Source organism: Corynebacterium sp. CCUG 70398, from assembly GCF_024454055.1.
Lineage (GTDB): Bacteria > Actinomycetota > Actinomycetes > Mycobacteriales > Mycobacteriaceae > Corynebacterium > Corynebacterium genitalium.
Window position 1 is genome coordinate 306,454 of sequence record NZ_JAGPYZ010000001.1, and the last position, 25,404, is coordinate 331,857.

21 protein-coding genes are annotated in these 25,404 nt (G+C 61.9%); 16 read left to right on the top strand and 5 right to left on the bottom strand.

Features of this window, described 5'->3' with window-relative positions; all coding sequences use genetic code 11:
• Positions 1–2: 2 nt before the first annotated feature.
• The gene (locus tag KBX07_RS01460) at positions 3–848 is read right to left on the bottom strand and encodes a TetR family transcriptional regulator C-terminal domain-containing protein (protein WP_256019049.1); all 846 of its coding nucleotides are present in this window, start codon (positions 846–848) and stop codon (positions 3–5) included.
• A gap of 120 nt (positions 849–968) precedes the next feature.
• Between KBX07_RS01460 and uvrB the strand changes: the two genes are divergently transcribed.
• Together uvrB and KBX07_RS01470 are read left to right on the top strand one after the other, a co-directional pair.
• Complete coding sequence (gene uvrB / locus KBX07_RS01465) at positions 969–3,083, top strand: excinuclease ABC subunit UvrB (RefSeq protein ID WP_256019047.1); 2,115 nt, start codon at positions 969–971, stop codon at positions 3,081–3,083.
• An 8-nt stretch (positions 3,084–3,091) separates the two neighbouring features.
• A complete protein-coding gene (locus KBX07_RS01470; protein WP_040424470.1) occupies positions 3,092–3,535 on the top strand; it encodes a universal stress protein in 444 nt (147 codons plus the stop codon).
• Positions 3,536–3,545: 10 nt separating this feature from the next.
• On the opposite strand, the gene KBX07_RS01475 is transcribed toward KBX07_RS01470, so the two are convergent.
• The 3 genes from KBX07_RS01475 to KBX07_RS01485 form a co-directional block, all read right to left on the bottom strand.
• Positions 3,546–5,777, bottom strand: a complete 2,232-nt coding sequence (locus KBX07_RS01475) for a UvrD-helicase domain-containing protein (RefSeq protein ID WP_256022718.1) — start codon at positions 5,775–5,777, stop codon at positions 3,546–3,548.
• 107 nt (positions 5,778–5,884) lie between these two features.
• Positions 5,885–6,976 (bottom strand): DoxX family protein, encoded by a 1,092-nt coding sequence (locus tag KBX07_RS01480; RefSeq protein ID WP_005290306.1) that lies wholly within the window; start codon positions 6,974–6,976, stop codon positions 5,885–5,887.
• An 89-nt stretch (positions 6,977–7,065) separates the two neighbouring features.
• Positions 7,066–7,662, bottom strand: a complete 597-nt coding sequence (locus KBX07_RS01485; protein ID WP_005290305.1) for an MBL fold metallo-hydrolase — start codon at positions 7,660–7,662, stop codon at positions 7,066–7,068.
• Positions 7,663–7,748: 86 nt separating this feature from the next.
• Between KBX07_RS01485 and uvrA the strand changes: the two genes are divergently transcribed.
• A complete protein-coding gene (uvrA, locus tag KBX07_RS01490) occupies positions 7,749–10,604 on the top strand; it encodes an excinuclease ABC subunit UvrA (protein ID WP_005290303.1) in 2,856 nt (951 codons plus the stop codon).
• A 13-nt stretch (positions 10,605–10,617) separates the two neighbouring features.
• Complete coding sequence (locus tag KBX07_RS01495; protein WP_256022720.1) at positions 10,618–11,085, top strand: hypothetical protein; 468 nt, start codon at positions 10,618–10,620, stop codon at positions 11,083–11,085.
• 5 nt (positions 11,086–11,090) lie between these two features.
• Here the strand turns inward: KBX07_RS01495 and KBX07_RS01500 are convergent, their stop codons facing one another.
• A complete protein-coding gene (locus tag KBX07_RS01500; protein ID WP_256022723.1) occupies positions 11,091–13,145 on the bottom strand; it encodes a DUF2339 domain-containing protein in 2,055 nt (684 codons plus the stop codon).
• Between the two features lie 337 nt (positions 13,146–13,482).
• Here KBX07_RS01500 and infC point away from each other — a divergent pair, with 337 nt between their 5' ends.
• From infC to argC, 12 genes are all read left to right on the top strand, one after another.
• Positions 13,483–14,034 (top strand): translation initiation factor IF-3, encoded by a 552-nt coding sequence (infC, locus tag KBX07_RS01505; protein ID WP_083770299.1) that lies wholly within the window; start codon positions 13,483–13,485, stop codon positions 14,032–14,034.
• A gap of 29 nt (positions 14,035–14,063) precedes the next feature.
• Positions 14,064–14,258 (top strand): 50S ribosomal protein L35, encoded by a 195-nt coding sequence (gene rpmI / locus KBX07_RS01510; protein ID WP_005290299.1) that lies wholly within the window; start codon positions 14,064–14,066, stop codon positions 14,256–14,258.
• 53 nt (positions 14,259–14,311) lie between these two features.
• Entirely contained in the window at positions 14,312–14,701 is a 390-nt protein-coding gene (gene rplT, locus KBX07_RS01515) for a 50S ribosomal protein L20 (RefSeq protein WP_005290298.1), read from the top strand.
• Positions 14,702–15,070: 369 nt separating this feature from the next.
• Entirely contained in the window at positions 15,071–16,513 is a 1,443-nt protein-coding gene (locus KBX07_RS01520) for a S8 family peptidase (RefSeq protein ID WP_256022725.1), read from the top strand.
• Between the two features lie 161 nt (positions 16,514–16,674).
• Positions 16,675–17,787: a hypothetical protein gene (locus KBX07_RS01525; protein WP_255997494.1), complete on the top strand. Its 1,113-nt coding sequence runs from the start codon at positions 16,675–16,677 to the stop codon at positions 17,785–17,787.
• A gap of 70 nt (positions 17,788–17,857) precedes the next feature.
• On the top strand, positions 17,858–18,514 hold the full coding sequence (locus KBX07_RS01530; protein ID WP_255997496.1) for a M23 family metallopeptidase: 657 nt from the start codon (positions 17,858–17,860) through the stop codon (positions 18,512–18,514).
• A gap of 92 nt (positions 18,515–18,606) precedes the next feature.
• Complete coding sequence (locus tag KBX07_RS01535; protein WP_255994871.1) at positions 18,607–19,416, top strand: RNA methyltransferase; 810 nt, start codon at positions 18,607–18,609, stop codon at positions 19,414–19,416.
• 66 nt (positions 19,417–19,482) lie between these two features.
• Positions 19,483–20,106, top strand: a complete 624-nt coding sequence (locus tag KBX07_RS01540) for a DJ-1/PfpI family protein (protein WP_255997497.1) — start codon at positions 19,483–19,485, stop codon at positions 20,104–20,106.
• 103 nt (positions 20,107–20,209) lie between these two features.
• Positions 20,210–20,563 (top strand): MarR family winged helix-turn-helix transcriptional regulator, encoded by a 354-nt coding sequence (locus tag KBX07_RS01545; RefSeq protein ID WP_255997534.1) that lies wholly within the window; start codon positions 20,210–20,212, stop codon positions 20,561–20,563.
• A 61-nt stretch (positions 20,564–20,624) separates the two neighbouring features.
• Positions 20,625–21,713 carry a phenylalanine--tRNA ligase subunit alpha gene (gene pheS / locus KBX07_RS01550; protein WP_256019722.1) on the top strand — a complete coding sequence of 363 codons (1,089 nt, stop codon included), beginning with the start codon at positions 20,625–20,627 and terminating at the stop codon, positions 21,711–21,713.
• Between the two features lie 23 nt (positions 21,714–21,736).
• Positions 21,737–24,244 carry a phenylalanine--tRNA ligase subunit beta gene (gene pheT, locus KBX07_RS01555; protein WP_256022727.1) on the top strand — a complete coding sequence of 836 codons (2,508 nt, stop codon included), beginning with the start codon at positions 21,737–21,739 and terminating at the stop codon, positions 24,242–24,244.
• Between the two features lie 56 nt (positions 24,245–24,300).
• Positions 24,301–25,386 (top strand): N-acetyl-gamma-glutamyl-phosphate reductase, encoded by a 1,086-nt coding sequence (argC, locus tag KBX07_RS01560; RefSeq protein ID WP_256022730.1) that lies wholly within the window; start codon positions 24,301–24,303, stop codon positions 25,384–25,386.
• The last annotated feature ends 18 nt before the right edge of the window (positions 25,387–25,404 follow it).

Here is a 25,404-nt window from a genome sequence, read left to right on the forward strand (position 1 = left end):
GTTTATGTGTTCTCCTTCACGAAGACAGCGTCCGCTGTCATCCACGTACTCAGATATGCCGTCACAGCGTCCGCCGCGTCCGTTGCCGACAGTGCGCCGATGAGCATTTGCACACCGAGACCGTCGATCGTCGCCGTGACAGCGCTCATCATGTCCTCGGGTGCGGAGGCGGTGAATTGGCCGGAGGCCATCCCTTCGAGCACGATGGCGCGCAGCTGCTGGTCCCAGCGGCTGTACGCCACGGCAGTCGCCTCCTTCGCGTCCGCGAACATCGGCGACGACGCCCAGAATTGAGCCCACGTCGTCCACTCCCGGGTGGCTTCCGCGGAACCGTCGAGCTGCACGTGCGCAAAGCGCACCAAACGTCGTGCAGGATCGCTTATCGACGTCACCGCCTCCCGTCTTCCCGCCGCCTGCTCCGAACACAAGTCGAGAGTGGCGAGGAAGATGTCGTTTTTCGAGTGGAAGTAGTAGTGGACAGCTGAGCTGGACATTCCTGCTTCCCGGGCGATGTCGGCCACCTTGACCGCCTCGTAGCCGTTCGACGTGAACAGCGGCCATGCGGCCGCGGCGATTGCGCGGCGCCGGGCGGCCCAATCTGCTTCGCGCGGGCGGGCGGCCGGTGCGTGGCCGGTGGCCGTTGTGGACAGCGGCCTCAGACTGTCCACGGTGACGCCGGTGATCTCCGCCAAACGCTGCAGCTCGGTGGCGCTGAAGCGCCGTACGCCTGAGAGCGACTTGGACAGTTTGCTGGCGTCGATCCCCAAATGGGTGGCCACATCCGCGTGCCTCAAACCCGCCGCGGTGATCGCGGCGCGAGCTGCAGTGTTCGGATGTGTCTGGGCCACGGGCATAACCTTATGTGCAGCTGAGAGGCAATCGCAACAATTTGACTTAGGCGCGAAGGGAATCGCAACTGGCGCGGGGCGTCGATTAGCGAATCGCGGAACTGACCTAGACTGGTGTGCATGGCTTTTGCTGCTGAGCACCCCGTTTTATCGCACTCCGAATTCCGCCCCGTGGGAGAAGTGGAGCGCTCCGAGAAGCTCTTCGAGGTCGAATCTGAATTCGAGCCGTCCGGCGACCAACCGACCGCGATCGCAGAGCTGGACCGCAGGCTGCGCGACGGCGATCCGGATGTGGTGCTCATGGGTGCGACGGGCACCGGTAAGTCGGCGACCGCGGCGTGGCTGATCGAGCAGCAGCAGCGCCCGACGCTCGTGATGGCGCCGAATAAGACGCTCGCCGCGCAGCTGGCCACCGAACTGCGCGAACTGCTGCCGAATAACGCGGTCGAGTACTTCGTGTCGTACTACGACTACTACCAACCGGAGGCGTACATCGCGCAGACGGACACCTACATTGAGAAGGATTCGTCGATCAACGACGATGTCGAACGCCTCCGCCACTCTGCGACATCGGCCCTGTTGTCCCGCCGCGATGTGGTGGTGGTGTCTTCGGTGTCCTGCATCTATGGCCTGGGTACGCCGCAGTCCTACTTGGACCGTTCTTTGCTTCTTCGGGTCGGGGAAGAAGTGGAGCGCGACCGGTTCTTGCGTTTGCTTGTGGACGTCCAGTACGAGCGCAATGACGTTGACTTCAAGCGCGGGACATTCCGCGTGAAAGGCGACACGGTGGACATCATCCCTGCCTACGAGGAAGTTGCCGTGCGCGTGGAGTTCTTCGGTGACGAAGTCGATTCGCTCTACTACATTCACCCGCTCACCGGTGACGTTCTGCAGCAGCGCGAGGAGCTGCGCATCTTCCCGGCAACGCACTACGTTGCCACCGAGGACCGGATGGAGAAAGCGATTGAGGCGATCAAGCTGGAACTCGCCGACCGCCTCGAAGAGCTAGAAAACCGCGGGAAACTGCTCGAAGCGCAGCGTCTGCGCATGCGTACCGAATACGATCTCGAGATGATTCAGCAGGTCGGGTTCTGCACTGGCATTGAGAACTACTCGCGGCATATTGATGGCCGTGGCCCTGGATCCGCTCCTGCCACCCTCATCGACTACTTCCCGGAAGACTTCCTCACCATCATCGACGAGTCTCACGTCACCGTGCCCCAGATCGGCGGCATGTACGAGGGCGACATGTCGCGTAAGCGCAACCTCGTCGAGTTCGGCTTCCGTCTGCCGTCCGCGGTGGACAACCGTCCGCTGACGTTCGACGAGTTCGAGGACCGTGTCGGCCAGACCGTGTACATGTCTGCGACCCCGGGCGACTACGAGCTGGAGGCGGCCGGCGGCGAGTTCGTTGAGCAGGTGATTCGCCCGACGGGCCTGGTCGACCCGAAGGTAACGGTCAAGCCCACCAAGGGCCAGATCGACGACCTGATCCACGAGATCCGCGAGCGCACTGAGAAGGATGAGCGCGTCCTGGTGACTACCTTGACCAAGCGCATGGCTGAGGATCTCACTGATTACTTCCTGGATAACGGCATCCAGGTCCGCTATCTGCACTCGGACATTGACACCCTGCAGCGTGTGGAGTTGCTGCGCCAGCTGCGCCTTGGTGAGTTCGACGTTCTCGTGGGTATCAACCTGCTCCGCGAGGGCCTCGACCTGCCGGAGGTCTCTCTCGTGGCAATTCTCGACGCCGACAAGGAAGGCTTCCTGCGTTCGACGAAGTCGCTCATTCAGACCATTGGCCGTGCAGCCCGCAACGTCTCCGGCGAGGTCATCATGTACGCCGATGACATCACTGAGTCAATGCAGGAAGCCATCGACGAGACGGAGCGACGCCGCACCAAGCAGATCGCGTACAACAAAGAGCACGGCATCGATCCGCAACCGCTGCGCAAGAAGATTGCCGACATCCTCGACGAAGTTTACGAGCGCGCCGAGGACGATACTTACGGCGACGGTGCGAAGCTCGGCAGCAGCGGGGAAGAGGCGATGATCGAAGGTCGCGACACATCGTCGATGGCTTCGGACGAGATTGAGAAGCTCATCGCGGACCTGACAACGCAGATGACCGCAGCTGCTCGGGAGCTGAAATTCGAGCTCGCTGGCCGCCTGCGCGATGAGATTGCGGACTTGCGCAAGGAGCTACGCGGGGTCAAAGAAGCCGGTATATAGTGGCCACCATGAGCAAGAACTACAACACCGTTGTTGTTGGCACAGACGGGTCGAAGTCCTCGATGCTGGCTGTTGAGCGTGCCGCGGAACTCGCGGCTGCGTTCGATGCCACGCTGGTCATCGGTTGCGCCTACTACGAGTCAGAAGCAGATGTTTCCACTGCGCTGCGCCAGGACTCGAACACGATTCTGGGCGATGAGACCGCACGCGAGAATCTTGCCAAGGCCGCTGAGCACGCGTCAGCTACCGGTGTGAAGGACGTGCAGACCACGGTTCGCCCGGGTACCCCGGTCGAGGCGTTGATGAGCATCGTCAACGATTACTCTGCAGAGCTGCTCGTCGTGGGTAACCGCGGCATCAACTCTCTGACCGGCCGCCTGCTCGGTTCCGTGCCGGCTGACGTCGCGCGCCAGTCTGACTGCGACGTCATGATCGTCCACACTGTTTCTTAAGCGCCGGAGATCAGGAAACGGGGAGTTCCCCAATTACGGTCAGAGTTTGCGTCGCTCGCGTGACTGCGACGTAGAGGTCTTGCCAGCCTTGCGGTGAGGCATCCACGATCGCCGCTGGCTTATCGACGATGACGTGGTCGAACTCCAACCCCTTCACCTCGTCTACATTGTCTGCGGTGAGTACCGCGACCATCCCGCCGAGGCGTGAGAGCTCAGCTCGCACGGCCTCGGCGTTCGTGTTGTCGGGAAGCCACCGGACCGATTCGTGCTCCTCCGCCTCGCCTGATTCGCGCACCGTCGCGGCCGGGGTGGCCTCCGGATCAATGACCTGCAGGATCTTGTCGGCGACACGCATGATGTCGCCAGGGGTGCGGTAGTTCACCGTGAGTTCATGGGAGCGGTAGCGCTGGCCGACGAACGGCTCGAGCGCGCTGTCCCACGTGTCCACGCCCGCCGGTGAGGAGGTCTGCGCAGTGTCACCCACCAAGGTCATCCACCGCGAGGGGCAGCGGCGGAACACCATCCGCCACTCCATTGCGGACAGCTCCTGGGCTTCGTCGACGATGACGTGCCCGTACGCCCAGGTCATATCCGCTTGTGCTCGCTGGGCGGTGGACCGGATGTCCGTCTCACGTTGGCGGCCGGCGAGCGTTTCAGCATCGATAATGTCGTGCGCGGACAAGACTTCGGCTTCAAACTCGTCGTCGGTATCGGTGTTTGCTGAGGATGCGAGGATGTCGAGTGCGTCTTCAGCGTCTGCGACGAGCTCCCGCCACTGCCGTTCGGCCTTTTCAGCTTCATCGCTGGGTGTGGGGATGCCGACGAGGGTGTACAGCTCGTCGACAAGCGCCGTGTCAGATGCCGTGAATGCGGTGCCGTCAGCGCGGTAGAGCGCGTCTTGGGTCAGCTCGTCGTAGTCGAAGGCTGCGGCAGCAATAGCCTCCCGGTCGCTGAGGAACTCGGCGAGCACCTCCACCGGATCGAGCTCAGGGAAGTGCTTATCGACGAGCTGAGCCACCTGCGGGTCATCCGCGAGATCATCATGAAGCTGGTCGACATCCGCCTGGGACAGCAGGTTAGACCCGCCGAGGGGGTCTTCACCGATGCGCTTGGCCAGGGCCTCCGCAACCAGTTGCGTCAACGCTTCGGCGAAGAACGGGCGCGCTTCGTTGTGGGGTTTGCGCGAACGACGTGCCCGTGTGCGGGCAGCGGTGATCATGGACGCAGTGGCCGGCAGATCAATGCCGTCGACGCGCAGCAGCTCGTCTTGCTCGGGAACTGTCTGATAGTTCCACACCGCCCGCTTGAGAATAGTGGCCATGTCCTGGGACCCCTTGACCTCGCGGGCGACAAGACTGTCAGTAGCGGCGGGGTCAAATCCTGGCACGAGCTGATCCACGGTGTTCAAGACGACACCTGTTTCACCCAGTTCCGGTAGAACCCGGGAGATGTAATCGAGGAAGGTGCGATTCGGCCCGACAATGAGGACACCAGTGCGCGCGAGCTGGTCCCGCCACGTGTACAGCAGGTAGGCAACGCGGTGCAGGGCGACCGCGGTCTTGCCCGTTCCCGGTCCACCAGAGACAACCAGGACTCCACGGGTCGAGTCCCGGATGATCTGATCCTGCTCGCGCTGGATAGTTTCCACGATCGACTGCATGTGCCTGGTGCGCGGTGCGTTCATGGCACGGCGCAGAGCCGCTTCGCTGCTGACGTCACTTGTCGTGCCCGACGTTTCCCCAACGGCGTCAGCGTCATCCCATCCGGAGAGCACTTCGTCATCCACCGCCGTCACGGAACGGCCGCGCATACGGATGTTGCGGCGCGTCTCCACGCCCTCGGGGTGGGCGGTGGTGGCCAAGTAGTAGGGCCGCGCCATCGGGGCGCGCCAGTCCAGCAAAAGAGTGCGGTAATCATCGGCGCGGTCGTCGATGGCCATACGGCCGATGTAGCGGCGGTCCACGTTCTCCCGGCCGTCGGCGGGATTCTCCGGGGAGTCATCCGCGACGTCGATCCGCCCAAAAACCAAGCCGGTTTCAGCGACGTTGAGATCATCCAGTTTCGCGTTCAGGCCGTGATACTCCGTCTCACGGCGAACCAAAGCATCCGCATCCGGGTTGTCTGGGTCCACGTCCAACGCCACAGCCTCAAGCCGTCGCTGGGCAGCCTGAACCTCCGCGTCGAGCCTGCCGAACAAAGCATCCGCGTAGTCCTGTTCCTGGGCGATCCTGGAATCTGTCACCGAGCGCCTAACCTTTCTCTTCCCACCGAAGGAGTGTGCCAGTAAGCAAACAGCCCCGAGACAGGGAGTATTCCCTGCCGCGGGGCTAGTAGGTGCGACCCGGTGAATTAACCGAGCTTCTTCTGCACCTTCTTCACAGCCTTCTTAGCCTGCTTCTCGGCCTTGTTCGCCCTCTTCTTCCACTTACGCTTCTGCCACCAGCTCGGGGAGGCGTCCAGCTCATCGAAAGCGTGCTGCAGGTTCGTGATGGCATCCTGCGCACGGCCCTGCGCCTTGTCAGCAGCCTTGTTGACCTTGCGCTTGCCCTTGAACTTCTCCCACTCGGACGGGCCGAGGTCATCGAGAGAACCCTGCAGGTCGCTCACAACGGAATTGACCTTGCGCTTGGCCTTGAACTTGTCCAGCTCGGACGGGGTCAGATCCTGGACCTTGTCCTGAGCGTCACCAATGAAGCCCTTGACCTGGCGCTTCATGCGGGCCTGCTCAAGCTTGTTCGGCTTGAGGTCCTTGTAGGTGCCCTCAGCCCAGTCGGCAGCGTCAGACGCAGCATCCTGCGCCTTGTCGGCGAACTTGGACGCGGTCTTTTTCCAGTCATCCTTGTTGTCGTCGACGTAGTCAGCGACCTCGGAAGCTGCCTGCTGTGCACCCTCGGAGACAGTCTCCGCGGTATTCTGGAACCACTCGCTGGCCTTGCTCATGGCCTTCTCGGTCTCAGACTGAGTCGGCAGAGCGGACTGGATGTTCTTGTTCGCACGCTTCGCGGCGTCCTGTGCGCGCCATGCCAGACCCGGCTTGCCTTCGGTGTCAGCAGTAGCCAGCAGAACACCGCCAAGCAGAGCGACGTTGGTCAGAGCGCCGGTGCGCATCTTGGCCTTCTCCTCGTCGTTCTTGGCCTCCCAGAACGCGTTGCGGGCCATCAGGGTGCACACGGTGGACCCTGCGAGCAGGCCAGCAGAAAGACGCGGCATCTTGCCCAGAGCGAAGGTGGCACCCGCGCCGATCTTCACACCACCGTTGATCTTTGCCACAGTCTCCGGGTCGGAGGGAATGTAGCTTGCGTACTGTGCCGGCAGCACAGACTTAATGGTGTTGACGACTTTCTCTGCGCCCTTAGCGTGCTCAGAGGAGCTCGTCACGGTTCCCACGCCGTCTGCGATGTACACAGACGCAAGCATGGGGCGAGCAAGTTTGCGGATCATACTCACTATTCCTTTTCTTATAGGGGTCTTTCTCTACCCACTGTAGACCGATTCCACGGCAAGCGTGCCGGAAATTCTCCGGCAGAGACCTACCAGCGGCGCTCCCACCACTCGTCTAGCTTCGGCCGTTCCTCACCGAGAGTTGTCGGGTCGCCGTGGCCCGGGCGGACTATCGCGTCATCGGGGAAGCGATCGAAGATTCGCTCTTTCACGTCGTTGAAGAGACGGATGAAGTCGCCTTCACCGTTGGTCTTGCCCAACCCGTCAGGGAAGAGGGAGTCTCCGACGAAAAGATTGGTGGTGCCGTCGATCTCAGCCGCGATAGCGGCACCGCCCGGAGTGTGGCCGCGCAGAATGTAGACGGGGAAGGAGTGCCCGGCGAACTCGAGGGTGTCTTCGTTGTGCAGTTCCTTGTCGGGAGCAACCGGCAGGGCAGGGGCATCGAGGAAGGAACCCCAATGGGTCGCACCGGTGCGTTCAAGGATGTCTTCGAGCGCACCGACGTGGTCCCAGTGCCGGTGCGTTGTCAGCACATCGGTGATCTCCACTCCGGCAGATTCGGCCATGGCGAGCAGGGTGTCGGGCTCGCAGGCGGCGTCGATAAGCAAGCCCTGCCCCCGCGAGCACAGCAGATAGCAGTTGTTGTCCATCTCAGAAACAGACACGTGATGCAAGGTGAGGTCCATGCCGCCCCACTGTAGGGGAATGAACAGGGGCGTAGATGTGTTGGTAAATTCGTTCGAGGACCCGCAACGCCCGAAACGGAGGACAAGTGGCCGACAAACTCACTGTGCGCGGAGCGCGCGAACACAACCTCAAAGGCATCGACGTGGAGCTGCCACGCGACAAGATGGTCGTGTTCACGGGCTTGTCGGGCTCGGGCAAGTCCTCGCTGGCGTTCGACACGATCTTCGCGGAAGGGCAGCGCCGCTACGTCGAATCGCTCAGTTCTTACGCGCGCATGTTCCTCGGCCAAATGGACAAGCCGGATGTCGACTATATCGACGGTCTGTCGCCGGCTGTGTCCATTGACCAGAAGTCGACCAACCGCAATCCGCGCTCGACGGTGGGCACGATCACGGAGATCTACGACTATCTCCGTCTGCTGTACTCGCGCGCCGGCACCCCGCACTGTCCGGTGTGCGACGCCGTCATCGACCGGCAAACTCCGCAGCAGATTGTGGACCGCGTCATGGAGAACCCGGAGCGCACGAAGTTCCAGGTGCTCGCGCCCATCGTGCGCAAGCGCAAGGGCGAGTTTGTCGACCTGTTCTCTGACCTGTCCGCACAGGGCTATGCCCGCATCAACGTCGACGGTGAGACCTACCAGCTGTCGGATCCGCCGAAGCTGGAAAAGCAGGTCAAGCACAACATAGACGTCGTCGTCGACCGTCTCACTGTGAAAGAAAGCCAGAAGCAGCGGCTCACGGACTCCGTCGAGACAGCATTGAAGCTTGCCGACGGTCTCGTCGGGTTCGATTTCGTCGACCGCGACGAGGACGACCCGAACCGCGTGGAAATCTTCTCCGAAAAGATGGCCTGCCCGAACGGGCACACGCTCAACGTGGAGGAGTACGAGCCGCGCGCGTTCTCCTTCAACTCTCCCTTCGGCGCATGCCCCGCGTGCGACGGCCTGGGCACCCGCAGCGAGATCGATCCGGACCTGGTGATTCCGGACCCAGACGCACCGGCCGTCGACGCGTTCCAGCCGTGGAACTCCTCGCCGAACAAGGGCTACTTCACCAAGCTCATCGTCGCGCTCGGCAAAGCGGAGGGGTTTGATCCGTACGAGCCGTTGTCGTCGTTAAGCAAAAAGCACCGCACGGCGCTGATCGACGGCACCTCCACGAAGGTGTCCGTCCGCTACAAGAACCGCTACGGCCGCCAACGCAACTTCACCGCCGCGTTCGAAGGCGTGAAGGGCTACTTGAACAGGAAGATCGAGCAGTCCGAGTCGGAGCACGCGAAGGAGAAGTACCTCGCCTACACCCGCGATGTCGCCTGCCCGACGTGCAACGGTGCGCGCCTCAAGCCCGAGATCTTGGCGGTTCGCCTCGACTCGAAGACGCACGGGGAGAAGTCCATTGCGGGGCTGACCGAGCTGTCCGTCGAAGACGCGTCCCAATACCTAGACAACCTCGTGCTCGGATACCGCGAGGAAATGATCGCCGGGGCCGTGCTCCGCGAGATCCAGGCGCGCCTGCACTTCCTGCTCGACGTCGGACTGAACTACCTGACGCTGTCGCGCTCTGCGGGAACCCTCTCCGGCGGTGAGGCGCAGCGCATCCGTCTGGCTACTCAGATCGGTTCGGGTCTGGCTGGTGTGCTTTACGTGCTCGACGAGCCGTCGATTGGCCTGCACCAGCGCGACAACCAGCGCCTCATCGCGACGCTGCAGAAATTGCGCGACTTGGGTAACACCCTGGTTGTGGTCGAGCACGACGAAGACACCATTCGGGCCGCCGACTGGCTTATCGACGTCGGCCCCCTCGCCGGTGAATACGGCGGCAAAGTTGTGTACCAGGGCGAGCCGAAGGGCATTGAGAAGGTCGAGGAGTCCCTGACCGGTGCCTATATCTCCGGCCGCAAGGAGATCACGGTTCCGGATGCACGCCGCCCGCTGGACAAGGAGCGGAAGCTGCGCGTCGTCGGTGCCCGCGAGAACAACTTGGACAACGTGTCTGTCGACATTCCGCTGGGCATGCTCGTCGCGGTGACGGGTGTGTCCGGCTCCGGCAAGTCCACGCTGGTCAACCAGATCTTGGCGAAGACCCTGCAGAACCGCCTCAACGGTGCGCGCCAGGTGCCCGGCCGTGTGAAGAAGGTCGATGGCCTCGAGCACCTGGACAAGCTCGTGCAGGTGGACCAGTCGCCGATCGGCCGCACGCCGCGCTCGAACCCGGCGACGTACACCGGTGTCTTCGATAAAATCCGCAACCTGTTCGCGGAGACACAAGAAGCGAAGGTGCGCGGTTACAAGGCGGGGCGTTTCTCCTTCAATGTCAAGGGTGGGCGCTGCGAGGCTTGCCGCGGTGACGGCACGATCAAGATTGAGATGAACTTCCTGCCGGACGTCTACGTCCCCTGCGAAGTGTGCGGCGGCGCGCGCTACAACCGCGAAACGCTCGAGGTCCGCTACAAGGGCAAGAACATCGCCGAAGTTCTGGACATGCCGATCAGTGAGGCGACCGATTTCTTCGAGCCCATCACATCGATCCACCGCTACTTGCAGACGCTGTGCGATGTCGGCCTTGGCTACGTTCGACTGGGTCAGTCCGCTACGACTCTTTCCGGTGGCGAGGCCCAGCGTGTGAAACTCGCCGCGGAGCTGCAGAAGCGCTCCAACGGCCGGACGATCTACATCCTGGATGAGCCCACAACGGGCCTGCACTTCGAGGACATCCGCAAGCTCATGCTCGTGCTCAACGGCCTGGTGGACAAGGGCAACACCGTCTTGGTGATTGAGCACAACCTTGACGTGATCAAATGCGCTGACTGGATCATCGACATGGGTCCGGAGGGCGGCTCCGGCGGCGGAACCGTTGTTGCGCAAGGCACGCCGGAGAAGGTGTCCAAGGTGAAGGGGTCCTTCACGGGCGAGTTCCTCGCGGATGTGCTGACGACGTAGCAAGGAGTCGACCATGTCCGAGTCGACGAGCGACGACCTCGTTGTGCTCCTCGCTGACGGGGAGAAAGTAGTCCTGCCTGACGGCCTCGAGCACTCCGATCCGCTGTACGTCGTGTGTTTTTGGGAGTACAGCGGAGACGGTGAGAAGGACTACTTCATCCAGCGGACTGAAATTGTCCGCGGAGCGACCGACGTGCTCCAGGTCATCGACTACGCGCGGGAGTCGCTCGCTGAGGACGAGCTAGGCACGACCTTCGGTGTATTCGTGATTCCACCGGATCCGTCAGGCACGCGTGAACACATTGACCTCGTCCGTCTGTACGGAGAGGTGCCGGAAGGGCCGTTTGAAGAACCCGCGACTTTCGGCTGGACCATGTACGTAGCCGAAACGGAGGCCTCCGGGACAGTGCGGGGGATCGGCGACCCGCCCGACCCCCGCGAAGCACGGCTACTCCGGGCGGGAGCGCGGGTGGAGAAGTAGCGCTCCTACATCTCAAGGGTTGGCGGTGGAGTGTCCTGCGGAGGTTGGGGTTTGTGAGGTACCGGGCCACCATGTGCCGGTGTTGCGGCGGGGGCCTGTACACCATAAGGTCCCGGTGTCTCTGGTGCTCCTGGTGCCGCCGTTGCCGCGGGCTGAGGTTGCGAGCCACTGTTTCGTTGTGCTCCCAGAACCGCGACCGCGATAAGGAGCAGGCCGGAGACGGTGAACGCCAGTACCCTTGGAATGCCGCTCAGGGAGGCCATATCGAAGAACACGAGCTTTCCTGTTGCGACTAGGGCGAGAACCAGGCCGGCTGTGCGCGCGGACTTCGGGTTCGAACCGGATTCGGGGCGTGGTCGTTTCAACAGCAGCCAGGAGGCGAGAGCCATCACGGCGATCGAGACGGACATATGGCCGATCAGGAATCCAATGTCAGCGCCTGTCAGCGAACTGCGATCACGAGAGGAGAATGGCTGATCGCTCGGCTCAGGCCGCGGCGCAACGAAATCACCGATGATAGTGGTGATGCTGACCCACGAGACCATTGCCAAGATGAGTCCTGCTCCCGCGAGAGCGTTTTGGGCCTCGGTGGGCATTGTGCGCCAGAGTTTCCTTTGAGTCGCGACGACGATGAGGACGGCTGAGAGTGCGATCGCCTCAATGAAGATATAAGGATCGAGTCCGAACCCCGTGTAACCGCCCGCCGTGATCAGAAGAAGCACACGGACGTTGATGAAGAGGACGATCACCCACGCAAACGTCACGCCGGGAAGATGTACAGGGCGGGTACGGAAGAGGAAGGTTGCGCCGATGAAGGCCATCATGAAGACGATTACGTAGATCGTGTAGCCGAGAACGGACCACTCCAAGGATGCGACTGCATAAGCGACAAGGAACGTCAACGGCGTGACAATGAGCCAACCGTTGACCATGGTGTCGGAGGCGCGCCTAGTGAGAGTGACGAGGACGCACACGATGCATGTTGCAACCACGGGCAGCCAGACGGACCAAGCGTCTGTGATTCCAAAACATGTCCACATGACAAGAGTGGGCATGATGACCGCGTTCAGGATCGGCGGGTTCTGTGACTGGGCGGCCGGTGTGGCCGGGATGAACAGCTCCGACACAACGAGCATGACTGCACCGGCTACCGCGATAACAACAATGACGTTTACTGGGCCTTCTTCAAGCATGTTCGAGACCCACAGAGTCTGCCACGCAAGTAGCGCCGCCGTAGCGGTGCGCACCAAAGCGTGGAGATTCTTTTCGCCGGCACGGAGTTTCCACGTGACTACGAGTGCCGAGAGCGGTGCGACCATTGCGATAGTCGTTTGAAGCACATCGAATGGGTACAGGCAGAAGTGGTAGACGAACATGGACAGACACATGCACAGCACGAGGCCCAGATTGTTCCGTACGGTCGCTAGAACGAGATAGATCATCCACAGGAATATGAAGAACGCGCTCAAGACGAGGGCTGGGAGCCAGAGCTTCACCCAGGTGACGTAGTACAGGTCGGCATAGATGACCAGTAGAGATGTGATGTACAACGCCGTGACACCTGCCGATGGACCGCGGCGTGTGTCTACCCGGATACCGATGCCCAGTAGCGCGACCCCGAAGATGAGCGCGCCCACCGCGCGGCCAACGGGGCCGAGGAGACCGGTTTGAATGGCCAGGGCGATACCGAAACTGGCGCCTGCGAAGGTAATGAGAGAACCGATGATGGCTGCTACCCGGACTATCTTCTGCTCCGGAGTCAGACTCGGCTTTCGTGGGGCTGAGGGGGCGACAGGCATCGTCGGGCCAATGGGCGGCGGTGACGCTGGATACGGCGACGGTTGCCCCGCCTGGGGTTGGGGAGGCTGCGGCTGCTGAGGCAGTGGTGGCGCGGCGGGAGCTGACACAGCTGCGGGGGCAGACGAAGGCACCGGAACGGGTCCAGGGTCGGAATTTAGCGGGGCAAGGGAGTGGACAATGTCGTCGATAAGCTGTTGGCTGTGCGTGGTCACACGGCGCAGTTCTTCTAGCTGGCTTAGAAGCTTCTCGTTGCTTGTCATACCCTTTAGACTGAAATCCGCTCCAAATGGTTCCATCCGGGAAGGTGTTTTTATCACCTCGTTACCGAGATTTGGCCGAACGTGACCTTGGATGCTAGGGTTCTATTCACTACCGCCTTGCGCGATGTTTCACCGATTTCTCATTGGAGATGCAAAGCGCGGGTTGCAAGTGGAGTTACTCCCACCTGATGCCGCCAGCTAGATGGAAGGCTAAGGGTCAAAATCACGGTAGGTTCGCGTAAGCGCGCCTGCCGTGGACGGATGAACTCCCACGCTATCTCTGAGAGAGCGTGGGTTTTTGTTTGGGGGAGCTGCGTTTGCGGTTCGGTAGCGAACCATTGAAACCCTTCACACTCTAGGAGTTCTCATCAGCGCTGAAGCTCGGATCAACGAACGCATCCGTGTTCCTGAAGTTCGTCTCGTCGGCCCGTCCGGCGAGCAGGTTGGCATTGTCCGTACCGATGACGCACGCAAGCTTGCATACGAGGCAGACCTCGACTTGGTTGAGGTTGCGCCGAATGCAAAGCCGCCCGTGTGCAAGATCATGGACTACGGCAAGTACAAGTACGAGCAGGCCCAGAAGGCCCGCGAGTCCCGCAAGAACCAGCAGCAGACAGTGGTCAAGGAGCAGAAGTTCCGGCCCAAGATTGATGAGCACGACTACCAGACCAAGAAAGCCAACGTTGAGCGTTTCTTGGAGAAGGGCAACAAGGTCAAGGTGACCATCATGTTCCGCGGCCGCGAGCAGTCGCGTCCGGAACTTGGCTACCGCCTGCTGGAGCGCCTCGCTGAGGACATTCAGGAGGTCGGCCAGGTCGAGTCCCGTCCGAAGCAGGACGGCCGCAATATGACGATGGTCCTGGGCCCGGTTCGCAAGGGCAAGAAGTAGATCGTAGAAGCACCAAAGGATTTACAGACATGAAGCAGAAGACCCACAAGGGCACCGCTAAGCGCATCAAGGTCACCGGTTCTGGCAAGCTCCGCCGCGAGCAGGCCGGTAAGCGCCACCTGAACGAGAAGCTGTCGGCTAAGCGCCGCCGCAAGCTCTCCGGCACCACCGACGTTGCTAAGGGTGACGTCAAGCGCACCAAGCGTCTCCTCGGCAAGGCTTAAGAGCGCCCTGCCTCCCAGAAACAATCCGTAACGAGAAGTAAGGAAGTATCACTGTGGCACGTGTCAAGCGCTCAGTTAACGCCAAGAAGAAGCGTCGCGCCATCCTCAAGTCCGCGAAGGGCTACCGCGGCCAGCGTTCCCGCCTGTACCGCAAGGCGAAGGAGCAGTGGCTGCACTCCCAGACCTACGCGTACCGCGATCGCCGCGCACGCAAGTCTGAGTTCCGCAAGCTGTGGATCCAGCGCATCAACGCTGCAGCCCGCATGAACGACATCACCTACAACCGCCTCATCCACGGCCTGAAGCTGGCTGAGGTCGAGGTCGACCGCAAGATCCTCGCCGACCTTGCTGTGAACGACTTTGCAGCGTTCTCCGCCATCTGCGAGGTGGCCAAGAACGCTCTGCCGGAGGACGTCAACGCCCCGAAGGCAGCTGCCGCCTAAGTCGCGTTGCGCGGTTTTCCGCGCATTGCTTATCGACGCCCCGTGTGCCACGGTTCCGAACCTGGCCGCGGGGCGTTTGGCGTGTATGCCCCTCATTGGGGCTTACCGAAGTTCCGCGGGTGGGGTGAGCGGGGGTGGTGTTTGGTGGTGTTTGCACCCGGTATTCCTGTCAATTTTTCCGCGGTCGATCATGGCGCGGACCTCGGCCATCCCGCGTTTGTGCTCAGGTAAATCTCAGCCCAGACTTCGTTTCCGCTTACATTCTGTGACATTGATCTTTTACACTTCGGCACCGCTCCGTCGCTGAAACGACGGGCGGGTGGATGCGACATGACGCTTCACCGAGGTACCGACAGAAAAGGAACGTCAATGAGACACAAGAAAACAGCGGCCGTCGCGGTAGTGCCTGTGAGCCTCGTGCTGTTAGCCGCAGCGCAAATACCGGTTGCAGGGGCGCAAGATGCGCGCATCACCGATGCTCCGAGAATTGACACGCAGGTGCAGGACGATGAGGCTCCGACGCGCTTCATCGTCGAGTTCACAGAGGAGCCAAGTGCTCCCGAGGAGCGCGCCAGCATTCTCAATTCAGCGACGGACGACCCGCTTCCCGAGGTCACTGAAGTTCGTGAGCGTGAAGACGGCACGAGTGTCGTGGCGGCTGACAAGCGCATGAGCGATGAAGAAGTCCAGGAGTTCATCAAGGACACCCAGAACAGCGGGAAGGTCGCGCACATTGAAGAGGATGTGCGGATGTTTCCCATGGCTGTCAATGATCCTCGCATGGGGCAACAGTGGGCGTTGAACGGAACGGTAGGCCCGAGCATCGAAAGCGCGTGGGAGAATGCTCCGAAGCGGGGCGACGGGCAGACGATCGCTGTTCTGGACACCGGCATCACCTCGCACCCTGATTTGGATGAGAACGTGGCCGGGGGTTATGACTTCATTTCTTCTTCCAAGCAGGCCCGCGACGGGGATGGCTGGGACCCTGACCCCCGTGATGAGGGCGACTGGGGGGAAGCGGGCATCTGCGGTGGCGGTGGCGGCAGGCCGTCACCATCTTCCTGGCACGGCACCCACGTTGCAGGTACGTCGGCCGCAGTGACGGACAACGGCGAAGGGGTAGCCAGCGTTGCGCCGAATGCAACGCTACAGCCGGTGCGCGTCATGGGACCGTGCGGTGGCTACAGTTCCGACATCTTCGATGCGATGGATTGGGCCTCTGGTGGCACAGTGAGGGGAGCTGAAGACAACCCGAATCCCGCCAGCATCATCAACATGTCGCTGGGTGGCCCGGGCACGTGCTCCCGCTACTACCAGGAAGTCATCGACAGAGTACGCAGCCGCGGCACCGTCGTCGTTGTCGCCGCTGGCAATGAGAACCAGAACGCGGCCAATGTTTCGCCAGCTAGCTGTAGTGGAGTAGTGACGGTGGCCGCCTCAGGTCAACGGGACGAGAAAGCAAGCTACTCCAACTATGGGGAGTCAGTAGACATCACGGCTCCTGGCGGCGACGCACGCCAAGGCGGCGGGATTCTGTCTACCTACAACTCCGGGAGCAAGCAGCCGGAGCAGCCGAACTACGGCTCGCTGCAAGGCACGTCCATGGCGACGCCGTTTGTTTCCGGTGTCGCTGCACTAATCCGTGGAGAGAACCCTGACATGAGCCCGGAGGAGGTTGCAACTCGACTACGGGACACGGCGCGCCCGATCAAGGGCTCGTGCGAGGATTGCGGTAGCGGCATCGTCGATCCGGCAGCTGCCGTCGGCGGGCAGGGTGGCGAGACCCCGGCGGTCCCGAAACCCGGTGATTAATCACTGGCCTCCGGTGGTGCGCCGAGCGCGCCCTGCTTGTCGACGCCCCGTGCGCCACGGTTCGCAACCTAGCCGCGGGGCGCTCGGCTTACGGAACCTACCTGAGAAGGCTGTTGTGAGTGTAGGTTGAACCCCAACAGCGAGGTCAGGAGGGTATCGGTATGGCGGTGAGAGTGGGCGGTGCGCCGTCGGAAAGCGCGTGGCTCTTCTTCGACCGTACGCTGAACACGTCGTGGGGTACGTCTGCAAAGCCGCCCAGCGAAGATAAACCGAAGCGCAAGCCGAATCCCGTGGTGAGAGCGATGAAGGATTTCGCGATGCAGTTGATTGGTCTCCACCTGGGGTACTTGCTCCCGGTTGCCGTGGTTCTCACGTTCGGATTGCCGGCGGTGCTGGTCATCGTTTTCTTCCTGAACATTGAGCGGATGAATTCCGGTGTCGGTGGTCTGGTCATGTTCGCAATCTTGATAGCGCTGGGAATCGCGTGGTTCTTCGTCATGAAACGCATCGTGTCTGATCCCGACTTTCCTCATTCGATCTCGAGGAAGGCGCGCGGCGTGCTGACCAATCCGCTTGTGAAGCAAGCGCAGCGCGGCACGTTCAACGGCATCAACGAAGTTCCGCACGCCTTGCCTTACGCGCGAGCGTTGTTTGAACGGCAGCAGCGCGGGCTCGAACTAGAGAACATGCTGCCTTTTGACGTGCAGATCGCTCACGACATCGAGTTGAACCCCGGCCGGAGTTCGAATCTCATTCGCGTCGCGGAAACTGAGGTGCGCGCAGTCAACCCCATTGCGTTTACTCGCGTCGATTCCGCAGCCTCGGCCACGAACCCGGACCCGAACGACCGTTTCCTCCGGGCACTGGTCGACGAAGCCCGATCGACGAGGACCCTTCCCGTTGGGCATATCATTTCCACCCGTGGAGGCGTTGTTGTGGCAGACGTCAAGTACTGGCGCGGCACACTGACTCAGACATCGAAGCACACCTTGGTGGATCATGCCCTCGGTCTCGAGGAGCTGTCGCGCCACCGGTCGGTGACCGCGCTCGCCGAAGCAGGACGGTTCATCAACGGCGGTGACGTAGCTTTGATCCTCGTCATCGTTGTCGGAGGCAAGGTCGAGGGCGGACAGCTGGAGACACGAATGAAGGGGTTTCCGGTTGTCGTCGCTGAGTGGGAGGAAGCAATGTCGGTTCTCCACCACCTCGACGCGAAGAAGAATGTCGAACCGGTCTCTATCGACACCATTCTCGAGAACAGCCCAGTTGCTTAAGCAGGGTGGGTGCGCTGCCATGAAGTAGCTACGCGCTAGGTAGCGGCGTTCACTCGGTACTCTTGGGGGTGTGGCAGAAGTTGTCGAGCTCGACTTCCCGTTCACCGGTTGGTGGCGCGCACGTAATAGCCCCGCCCGCCGGGTGCCCAGTCACGGCTCGCACATGCTGGGGACTACGTACTCAATTGACTTCATCGGTCTGTCCGAAGGTGGTCGCACCGCGCCGTGGAGCTGGTCCACTCCTTTCGGATTGGAGGATCCGGAGTCGTTCCCGTCATTCGGGCGCGACGTGCTCGCTCCCGTTGGCGGGGAGGTGGTGGAGGCATGGGACGGAATTGCAGACCATGAAGCGCGCCGGTCGCCGTTCCGGCTGCTGCCGTACGTGCTTGGCCAGCGGAAACGCTTGCGCACCGGCGGCATCCGGGCAATCACCGGAAATGCCGTGGTGGTGCGGTGCGCAGCAACCGGGTACTACGTTGCTCTTGTGCACCTGAAGCAGGGGAGCGTGACGGTAACAGTCGGGGATAGTCTCCGTGCCGGCGAAGTGATCGGCCAGTGCGGAAATTCGGGGAACAGCACCCAACCACACGTTCACGTGCAGGTGACTGACTCACTGGACTGGATGCACTGCACAGGCATCCCAATGGCTTTTCGTGCGAGCCCGGATGAGACGGCGTGGATGCCGGGGGAGAACGAGATTTTCCATGTTGCCGAAACGCACCGGTGATACGCGGTGGCGGGTACCACGATGACACGGATGCACGCGAAAGCGCTTAGCATCGAAGTCACATTGCACCCGATTCCGGAGGCTGTCGCCTAATGGCTCTCGACTTTTCTGAACCGTTCACCGAACGCACCCCGCGCGTGGTCAACGCCGCCAAGCTGAACCGGGCAGCCGGCCGGAAGAAGGCTGGTCGGTTCCTTGCAGAAGGAGAGAATTCGGTGGAGGCCGCCGTTGCCACGGGCGCGGCAACAGACCTCTTCGTCACTGAAGCCGCTGCCGATCGCTTTTATGACGTAGTGACCACCGCCGCCTACATGGACGTGTTCACTCACGCCATCACGGACAAGGCCGCCCAGTCTCTCACTGACACAGTGCACACAACCGGCATTTTCGCCGTGTGCAAGCCGGTGACCTGGACGCTCGGCTCTGTGCTCACAGGTCGCCCCAAACTCGTCGCGGTGTGCGTGGGCACGAATGATCCGGGCAATGCGGGAACCATCATCAGGCTTGTCGACGCGCTCGGTGCCGACGCCGTCATTTTCGCCGGTGACACAGTCGACCCAGAGTCCCCGAAGGTAGTCCGTTCTTCTGCCGGCTCGCTCTTCCACGTGCCGGTGGCGCGTGAGCGCGACGTGAACGGTGCGATTGGTCAACTCCGAGCAGCGGGTCTGAAACTGGCGGCGACCACAATGGGCGGAGAAGTCTCGCTCGACGACCCCGGCAATGCGCTTGATCAGCCGACTGCCTGGCTGTTCGGCAACGAGGCGCACGGGCTTCCCGACGATGTACTGGCTGCCGCTGACTATCGCGTCTCCATCCCGATTAAGGGCTCGGCCGAGTCGCTGAATCTTTCCACGGCGGCGTCCATCTGCCTGTGGGAATCCGCCAAGATGCTGGGGGATTGAACCTTTAGCCGAGGCACGGTGGAACGGGGCTAGCGCCCGGGCAAGAATGACAGTATGCTGTCATGTATGACCAAGCTGCTAGCTTGCTACGCCACAGACACCATGGCCGACTGGGAGTTTGCCTACCTCACGACGCTGGTTGCTCGGGCGCAGCAAGCGAAACGGGGGACCTGCGAGATCCAATTCGTGGGAGACAGGGTGGAAGACGTTCACACTCTCGGCGGTTTGAACCTCAAGCCAGATGTTGATCTCGACGAGCTTGATCTCAACCAGTTGAGTGTCCTGGTCATTCCAGGAGGGGACACCTATGGCTCGGGTCATGAACCACTCTTAGAGATTGTCCGAGAATGCGAAAGGCAAGGAGTGCCGGTTGCCGCCATCTGCGGCGGCACTCTCGCACTCGCGCGGGCTGGAGTGCTCGATCATCGCAAACACACCTCAAACGCCGCGGAGTTTCTGGTCGGGACCGGTTATCTAGGGGCCGACAACTACTCGGACGCGCCCACGGTAAGCGACAGGGGAGTGATCACAGCGTCTGGCATCTATCCCGTGCAGTTCACGGCCGCTGTTCTGCGTGAGATTGATTTGCTCTCAAACGTCCTCATCGACTCATGGGAGAAGCTCTACTTGGGTGACCCTGAGGCGTTCCAAGAGTTTATGGAGGCTCTAGGTGCCTGGCAGAACGCCTGAGGGGGACGCTCTCACAGACCTCGTTCTGCCCCTCTTTGAGGTCGCCGCTGAACTGGAGAGCGCAGCTATGTCGATCACGGATGGTACGAGTCTGTCGCCAGCGATGTGGAAAGTTCTGGGCTTGGTCATCGATGAGCCATTGACGGTCGCGGAGATCGCCCGCCGATTAGGAAACGCGCGGCAGAGCGTGCAAAGACTGGCTAACGTTGCCGTCGAGACGGGGGCAGCACAGTGGCAAAGCAATCCCGCGCACAGACGTTCGCCTTTGCTCGCACTCACTCCAGTAGGCAAAGCCAACCTTGCTGAACTCCGGCCGCGCCAACACAGGTGGGCGAATGCGGTTGGCGGCAAGATGGGCGAGGAGGACTTGCAATGCCTCTCGAGCCACGCCGAGAAGCTTCTTAGTGCCTTGCGGGATGTGAGCATTGATAGGGCCCAGCTCACGGTAGCCGAATAACTGGGCCTTGCCGCGGGGAAACCGAGGTGCGCAGGTATGCTGGTGACCGTTTTGAAAACGTATGTCTGGAAAGGCGCGGGTGAACGGTAGCGTGGCTGATCAGAGCACTCCCACACCGGAAATCGAATTGACCGAAGAGAGCTTGAATGCCGCTGCAGATGCAGCCATCGCCGCCTTTGAGGCTGCGGAGGATCTCACCGCCCTCGAGGCCGCTAAGCGCGAGCACCTTGGTGAGCAGTCGCCGATCATGCAGTCACGCAAGGCGCTGGGCACGCTACCCAAGGACCAGCGTAAAGATGCCGGACGGTTCGTGAACATGGCCCGCGGCCGGGCTGAGAAACGCTACAGCGAACTGCACTCTGAACGTGAGGCGGAGTACCGCGAGCAGCAGCTGCGCGAGGAGAAGGTCGATGTCACCCTGCCGACGTCCCGTGCACAGGCCGGTGCAATGCACCCAATTACGACTCTCAGCGAGAACATTGCAGACATCTTCATCGGCATGGGTTGGGAGGTTGCCGAGGGGCCGGAGGTTGAAGCTGAGTACTTCAACTTCGACGCGCTCAACTTCATCCCGGACCACCCGGCGCGCACGCTGCAGGACACGTTCTACGTCGGCAGCGAAGGTTCTCGCCAGGTCATGCGCACGCACACCTCACCGGTACAGGTGCGCACGATGCTCGAGCGTGATCTGCCGATTTATATCGCATGCCCGGGCCGTGTGTTCCGTACGGATGAGCTCGATGCGACGCACACGCCGGTCTTTCACCAGGTGGAGGGGCTCGCCGTCGATAAGGGCCTGACCATGGCGCACCTGCGTGGCACCTTGGATCACCTGGCCAAAGTCCTGTTCGGGCCGGAGACGAAGACGCGCATCCGCACCAATTACTTCCCGTTCACGGAGCCGTCCGCAGAGGTGGATGTGTGGTTCCCGAACAAGAAGGGCGGCGCCGGCTGGATCGAGTGGGGCGGCTGCGGCATGGTCAACCCGAACGTGCTGCGTGCGGTCGGCGTTGACCCGGAGGTGTATTCCGGTTTCGCGTTCGGGATGGGTATTGAGCGCACGCTGCAGTTCCGCAATGGACTGACCGATATGCGCGACATGGTTGAAGGCGATGTGCGGTTCACCCAGCCGTTCGGAGTACAGGCTTAAGGGATAAGGGGAGGAAAAGAAAGATGCTGATTTCCCAGAACTGGTTGATGTCCCTGCTGAACAACGCCGGCAACCCCGGCTGGACCGTGAGCGCTGAGGAGCTCGACGCCGGTTTCGTGCGCGTGGGTTTTGAGACGGAAGGCTATGAGCCTCTGCCGGAGATCACCGGCCCGCTCGTTGTGGGCCGCGTGAAAGAGATCGAAGAGCTCACGGAGTTCAAGAAGCCGATCCGTTACTGCCAGGTCGACGTTGGCCGGGCCAACGGCACTGGCGAACTGCAGGGCATTATCTGCGGTGCTCGCAACTTCAAGGAGGGCGACCTCGTGGTCGTCTCCCTCCCAGGTGCCGTGCTGCCGGGCGGCTTCGAGATCGCCGCGCGTGAGACCTACGGACACATCTCCAACGGCATGATGGCCTCGGAGGCTGAGCTCGGCTTCACCGCCACGAGCGACGGGATTATCGTCCTCGAGGAGGGTGCCGGCGAGCCCGGCCAGGACGCCCGTGAGGTGCTCGGCGGCCCGGATACGGTCTTCGACGTTAATATCACCCCGGACCGCGGATATGCGCTGTCTGCACGTGGTCTCGGCCGCGAGGTCGCTTCCGCATTCGACCTCGAGTACAAGGACCTTGCCGCAGATCCGTCTATCGCGGGCATCGATGTCAGCGATGTTCCGGCCCCGGCCGGCGATCTCATCCCGATCACTCTTGAGGAGTCCACGAAGGCGCAGCGCTTCGGCCTGCGCATGGTCGAGGGTATTGACCCGAAAGCTCAGGCGCCGTTCTGGCTCAAGCGCGTGCTCATGCTCGGTGGTGTCCGTTCCGTCAACGCCGCGACCGACGTGACCAACTTTGTCATGCTGCTCACCGGCCAGCCAATGCACGCCTTCGACGCTGACAAGATCGCCGGCGGTCTGCGCGTCCACAACGCTCAGGGTGGGGAAGAGTTCGAGACGCTTGATCACGTCAAACGCACCCTCACTGCGAACGATGTGGTCATCTCCGACGACAACGGCATCCAGTCCCTGGCGGCGATCATGGGCGGCACGACATCGGAGATCTCCGACGAGACCACCAATGTCTACTTCGAGGCGGCATCGTGGGACGCGCTCACCGTCGCACGCAGCGCACGCCACCACAAGCTCAGCTCTGAAGCTTCTCGACGTTTCGAGCGCGGCGTTGACCCCGCCATCATCGAAATCTCCCTCGACATTGCCTGCGCACTGCTGGCAGACATCGCTGGCGGAACCATCTCCGACAAGCGCACCCTCGTCGGCGACGTCAAAGACCGCGCGCCGATCGAGATGCGAGTGAGCCGCCCGTCCGAGCTCATCGGTGTCGACTACTCCAAGGAGACAGTCGTACGCCGCCTCGAAGAAGTGGGGTGCGCTGTAACGGGCGACGACGAGACTTTGCGCGTCACCCCACCGACGTGGCGCACTGACCTCAACGAGCCGGTCGAGCTGATCGAGGAGATTGTTCGTCTCGAGGGCTTGGACGATATTCCGCTCGAGCTGCCGACCCCGCGCGGTGGTCGCGGCCTGTCCCCGGTGCAGCGCCGCCGCCGCGCCGTCACGCACGCGCTAGCGTACTCCGGCTATGTGGAGATCATTCCGACGCCGTTCATGCCCAACACGGTTTTGGACACCTGGGGACTCGAGAGTGGCGACAAGCGCCGCAAGACCGTGCAGGTCCAGAACCCGCTTGATGCCGACTACGCCGTACTGGCCACGACGCTGCTGCCGGCGATGCTCGAGGCCGTCGGCCGCAACGTCGCTCGGGGCCGCACGGACCTGGCCCTGTACTCGGTCGCGCAGACCGTGTTCAAGACCGCCGACGAATCCCCGATGCCGAGCGTGCTGGAGCGTCCGACTCCGGAGGTGCTTAAGGAGCTCATCGGTTCGCTGCCAGAGCAGCACCTGCACACCGCTACCGTGGCGATCGGCAACAAGGAGCTTGAGGGCCCCTGGGGCAAGGGTCGTGCGTATACGTGGGCGGATGCGATCGAGTCGGCTCAGATCGTCGCTAAGTCCTGCGGTGTGGAACTGGACATCGGGTCTGCCGAACACCTGCCGTGGCACCCCGGACGTTGTGCGCAGCTTTCCGTCGATGGCAGCGTTGTCGGCTACGCGGGTGAACTCCACCCGCAAATTCTCGAAGCCCTCGGTCTGCCCGAGCGCACCTGTGCGATGGAGATCGATCTGACCGCGCTACCGATGAGCGAGAACCTGCCGGCTCCGGTTCTCTCGGCGTTCCCAGCACTGCACCAGGACATTGCGCTCGTTGTCGATGATGACATCCCGGCTGAAACTGTGCGTCGCACGCTCGTCGAGACGGCAGGCGAGCTGCTGGAAACCGTTGAGCTTTTCGACGTCTACCGCTCCGAAGCCCTCGGCGACGGTAAGAAGTCGCTCGCATTCGGTTTGGTGTTCCGTGCCTCTGACCGCACTTTGACGGACGAGGAAGCTAATGAGGCTCGCCTGGCTGCTGCGGAAGCGGCTGCTCAACGTCTCGGAGCCCAGATGCGCGCATAAAATGAATATGGCGGAATAGTTTGCAAGTGTCTGGTCAGATGCGTAGCATGACCGCTATGACAGACAACCAGGGCACTGCAACCGGTACTGACACCGTCACCGTGGCTGTTGCCGGCGCCACCGGGTATGCGGGCGGGGAGATCCTCCGCCTGCTGCTCGGACACCCGCGCTATGCCGACGGGACGTTGAAGATCGGGGCGTTGACGGGCAATTCCAATGCAGGTCAGGGCGTCGATACGCTCATGCCGCACCTGCCGCAGCTCGCGGACCGCGTCATTGAGCCGACGGCGCCGGAAACATTGGCCGGCCATGACGTTGTCTTTCTCGGCCTTCCGCACGGTTTCTCTGCAGAGATTGGCTCTGCTCTGCCGGAGGAGACCCTCGTGCTTGACTGCGCTGCGGACTTCCGCCTGCGCAATGCCGACGATTGGACGAAGTACTACGGCAGCGAACATGCAGGCTCATGGCCGTACGGTATTCCGGAGATCCCGGGTCGCCGCGAGGAGATCGCCGCGGCCAAACGCATTGCGGTCCCGGGCTGCTTCCCGACGGGCGCTACCCTCGCCGCTTTGCCTGCCGTTGCGCATGAACTCGTGGAGCCGCGGCTCAACGTCGTCTCCATCACCGGTGTTTCCGGTGCCGGCAAGAAGGCCAATGTCGACTTACTGGGGGCAGAAACCATGGGGTCGCTGAAGGCCTACAACACCGCCGGCAAGCACCGCCACACTCCCGAGATGGTGCAGAACCTGAGCGAGGTCACGGAGAAGGACGTGAAAGTCAGCTTCACGCCGGTGTTGGCACCACTGCCGCGCGGGATTCTCACCACGGTCACTGCTCCTTTGACGGAAGGGATGACCGAGGATGAGGCGCGGGGCGTGTACGCGGAGTACTACGCGGGCGAGCCATTCATCCACCTCCTGCCGAAGGGCGTACAGCCCCAGACACAGAACGTGGTCGGGTCCAACATGTGCCACGTCCAGGTGGAGGTCGATCAGGATGCGGGAATGCTGCTGGCTACCTCGGCGATTGACAACCTGACCAAGGGCACGGGCGGTGCCGCCGTGCAGTGCATGAACATCGCGCTGGCTGAGATGGGGTTCAACGAAACGGACGGACTGCCCCGGGCGGCAGTCGCGCCCTAAGCAGGTGAAGGAGAGACA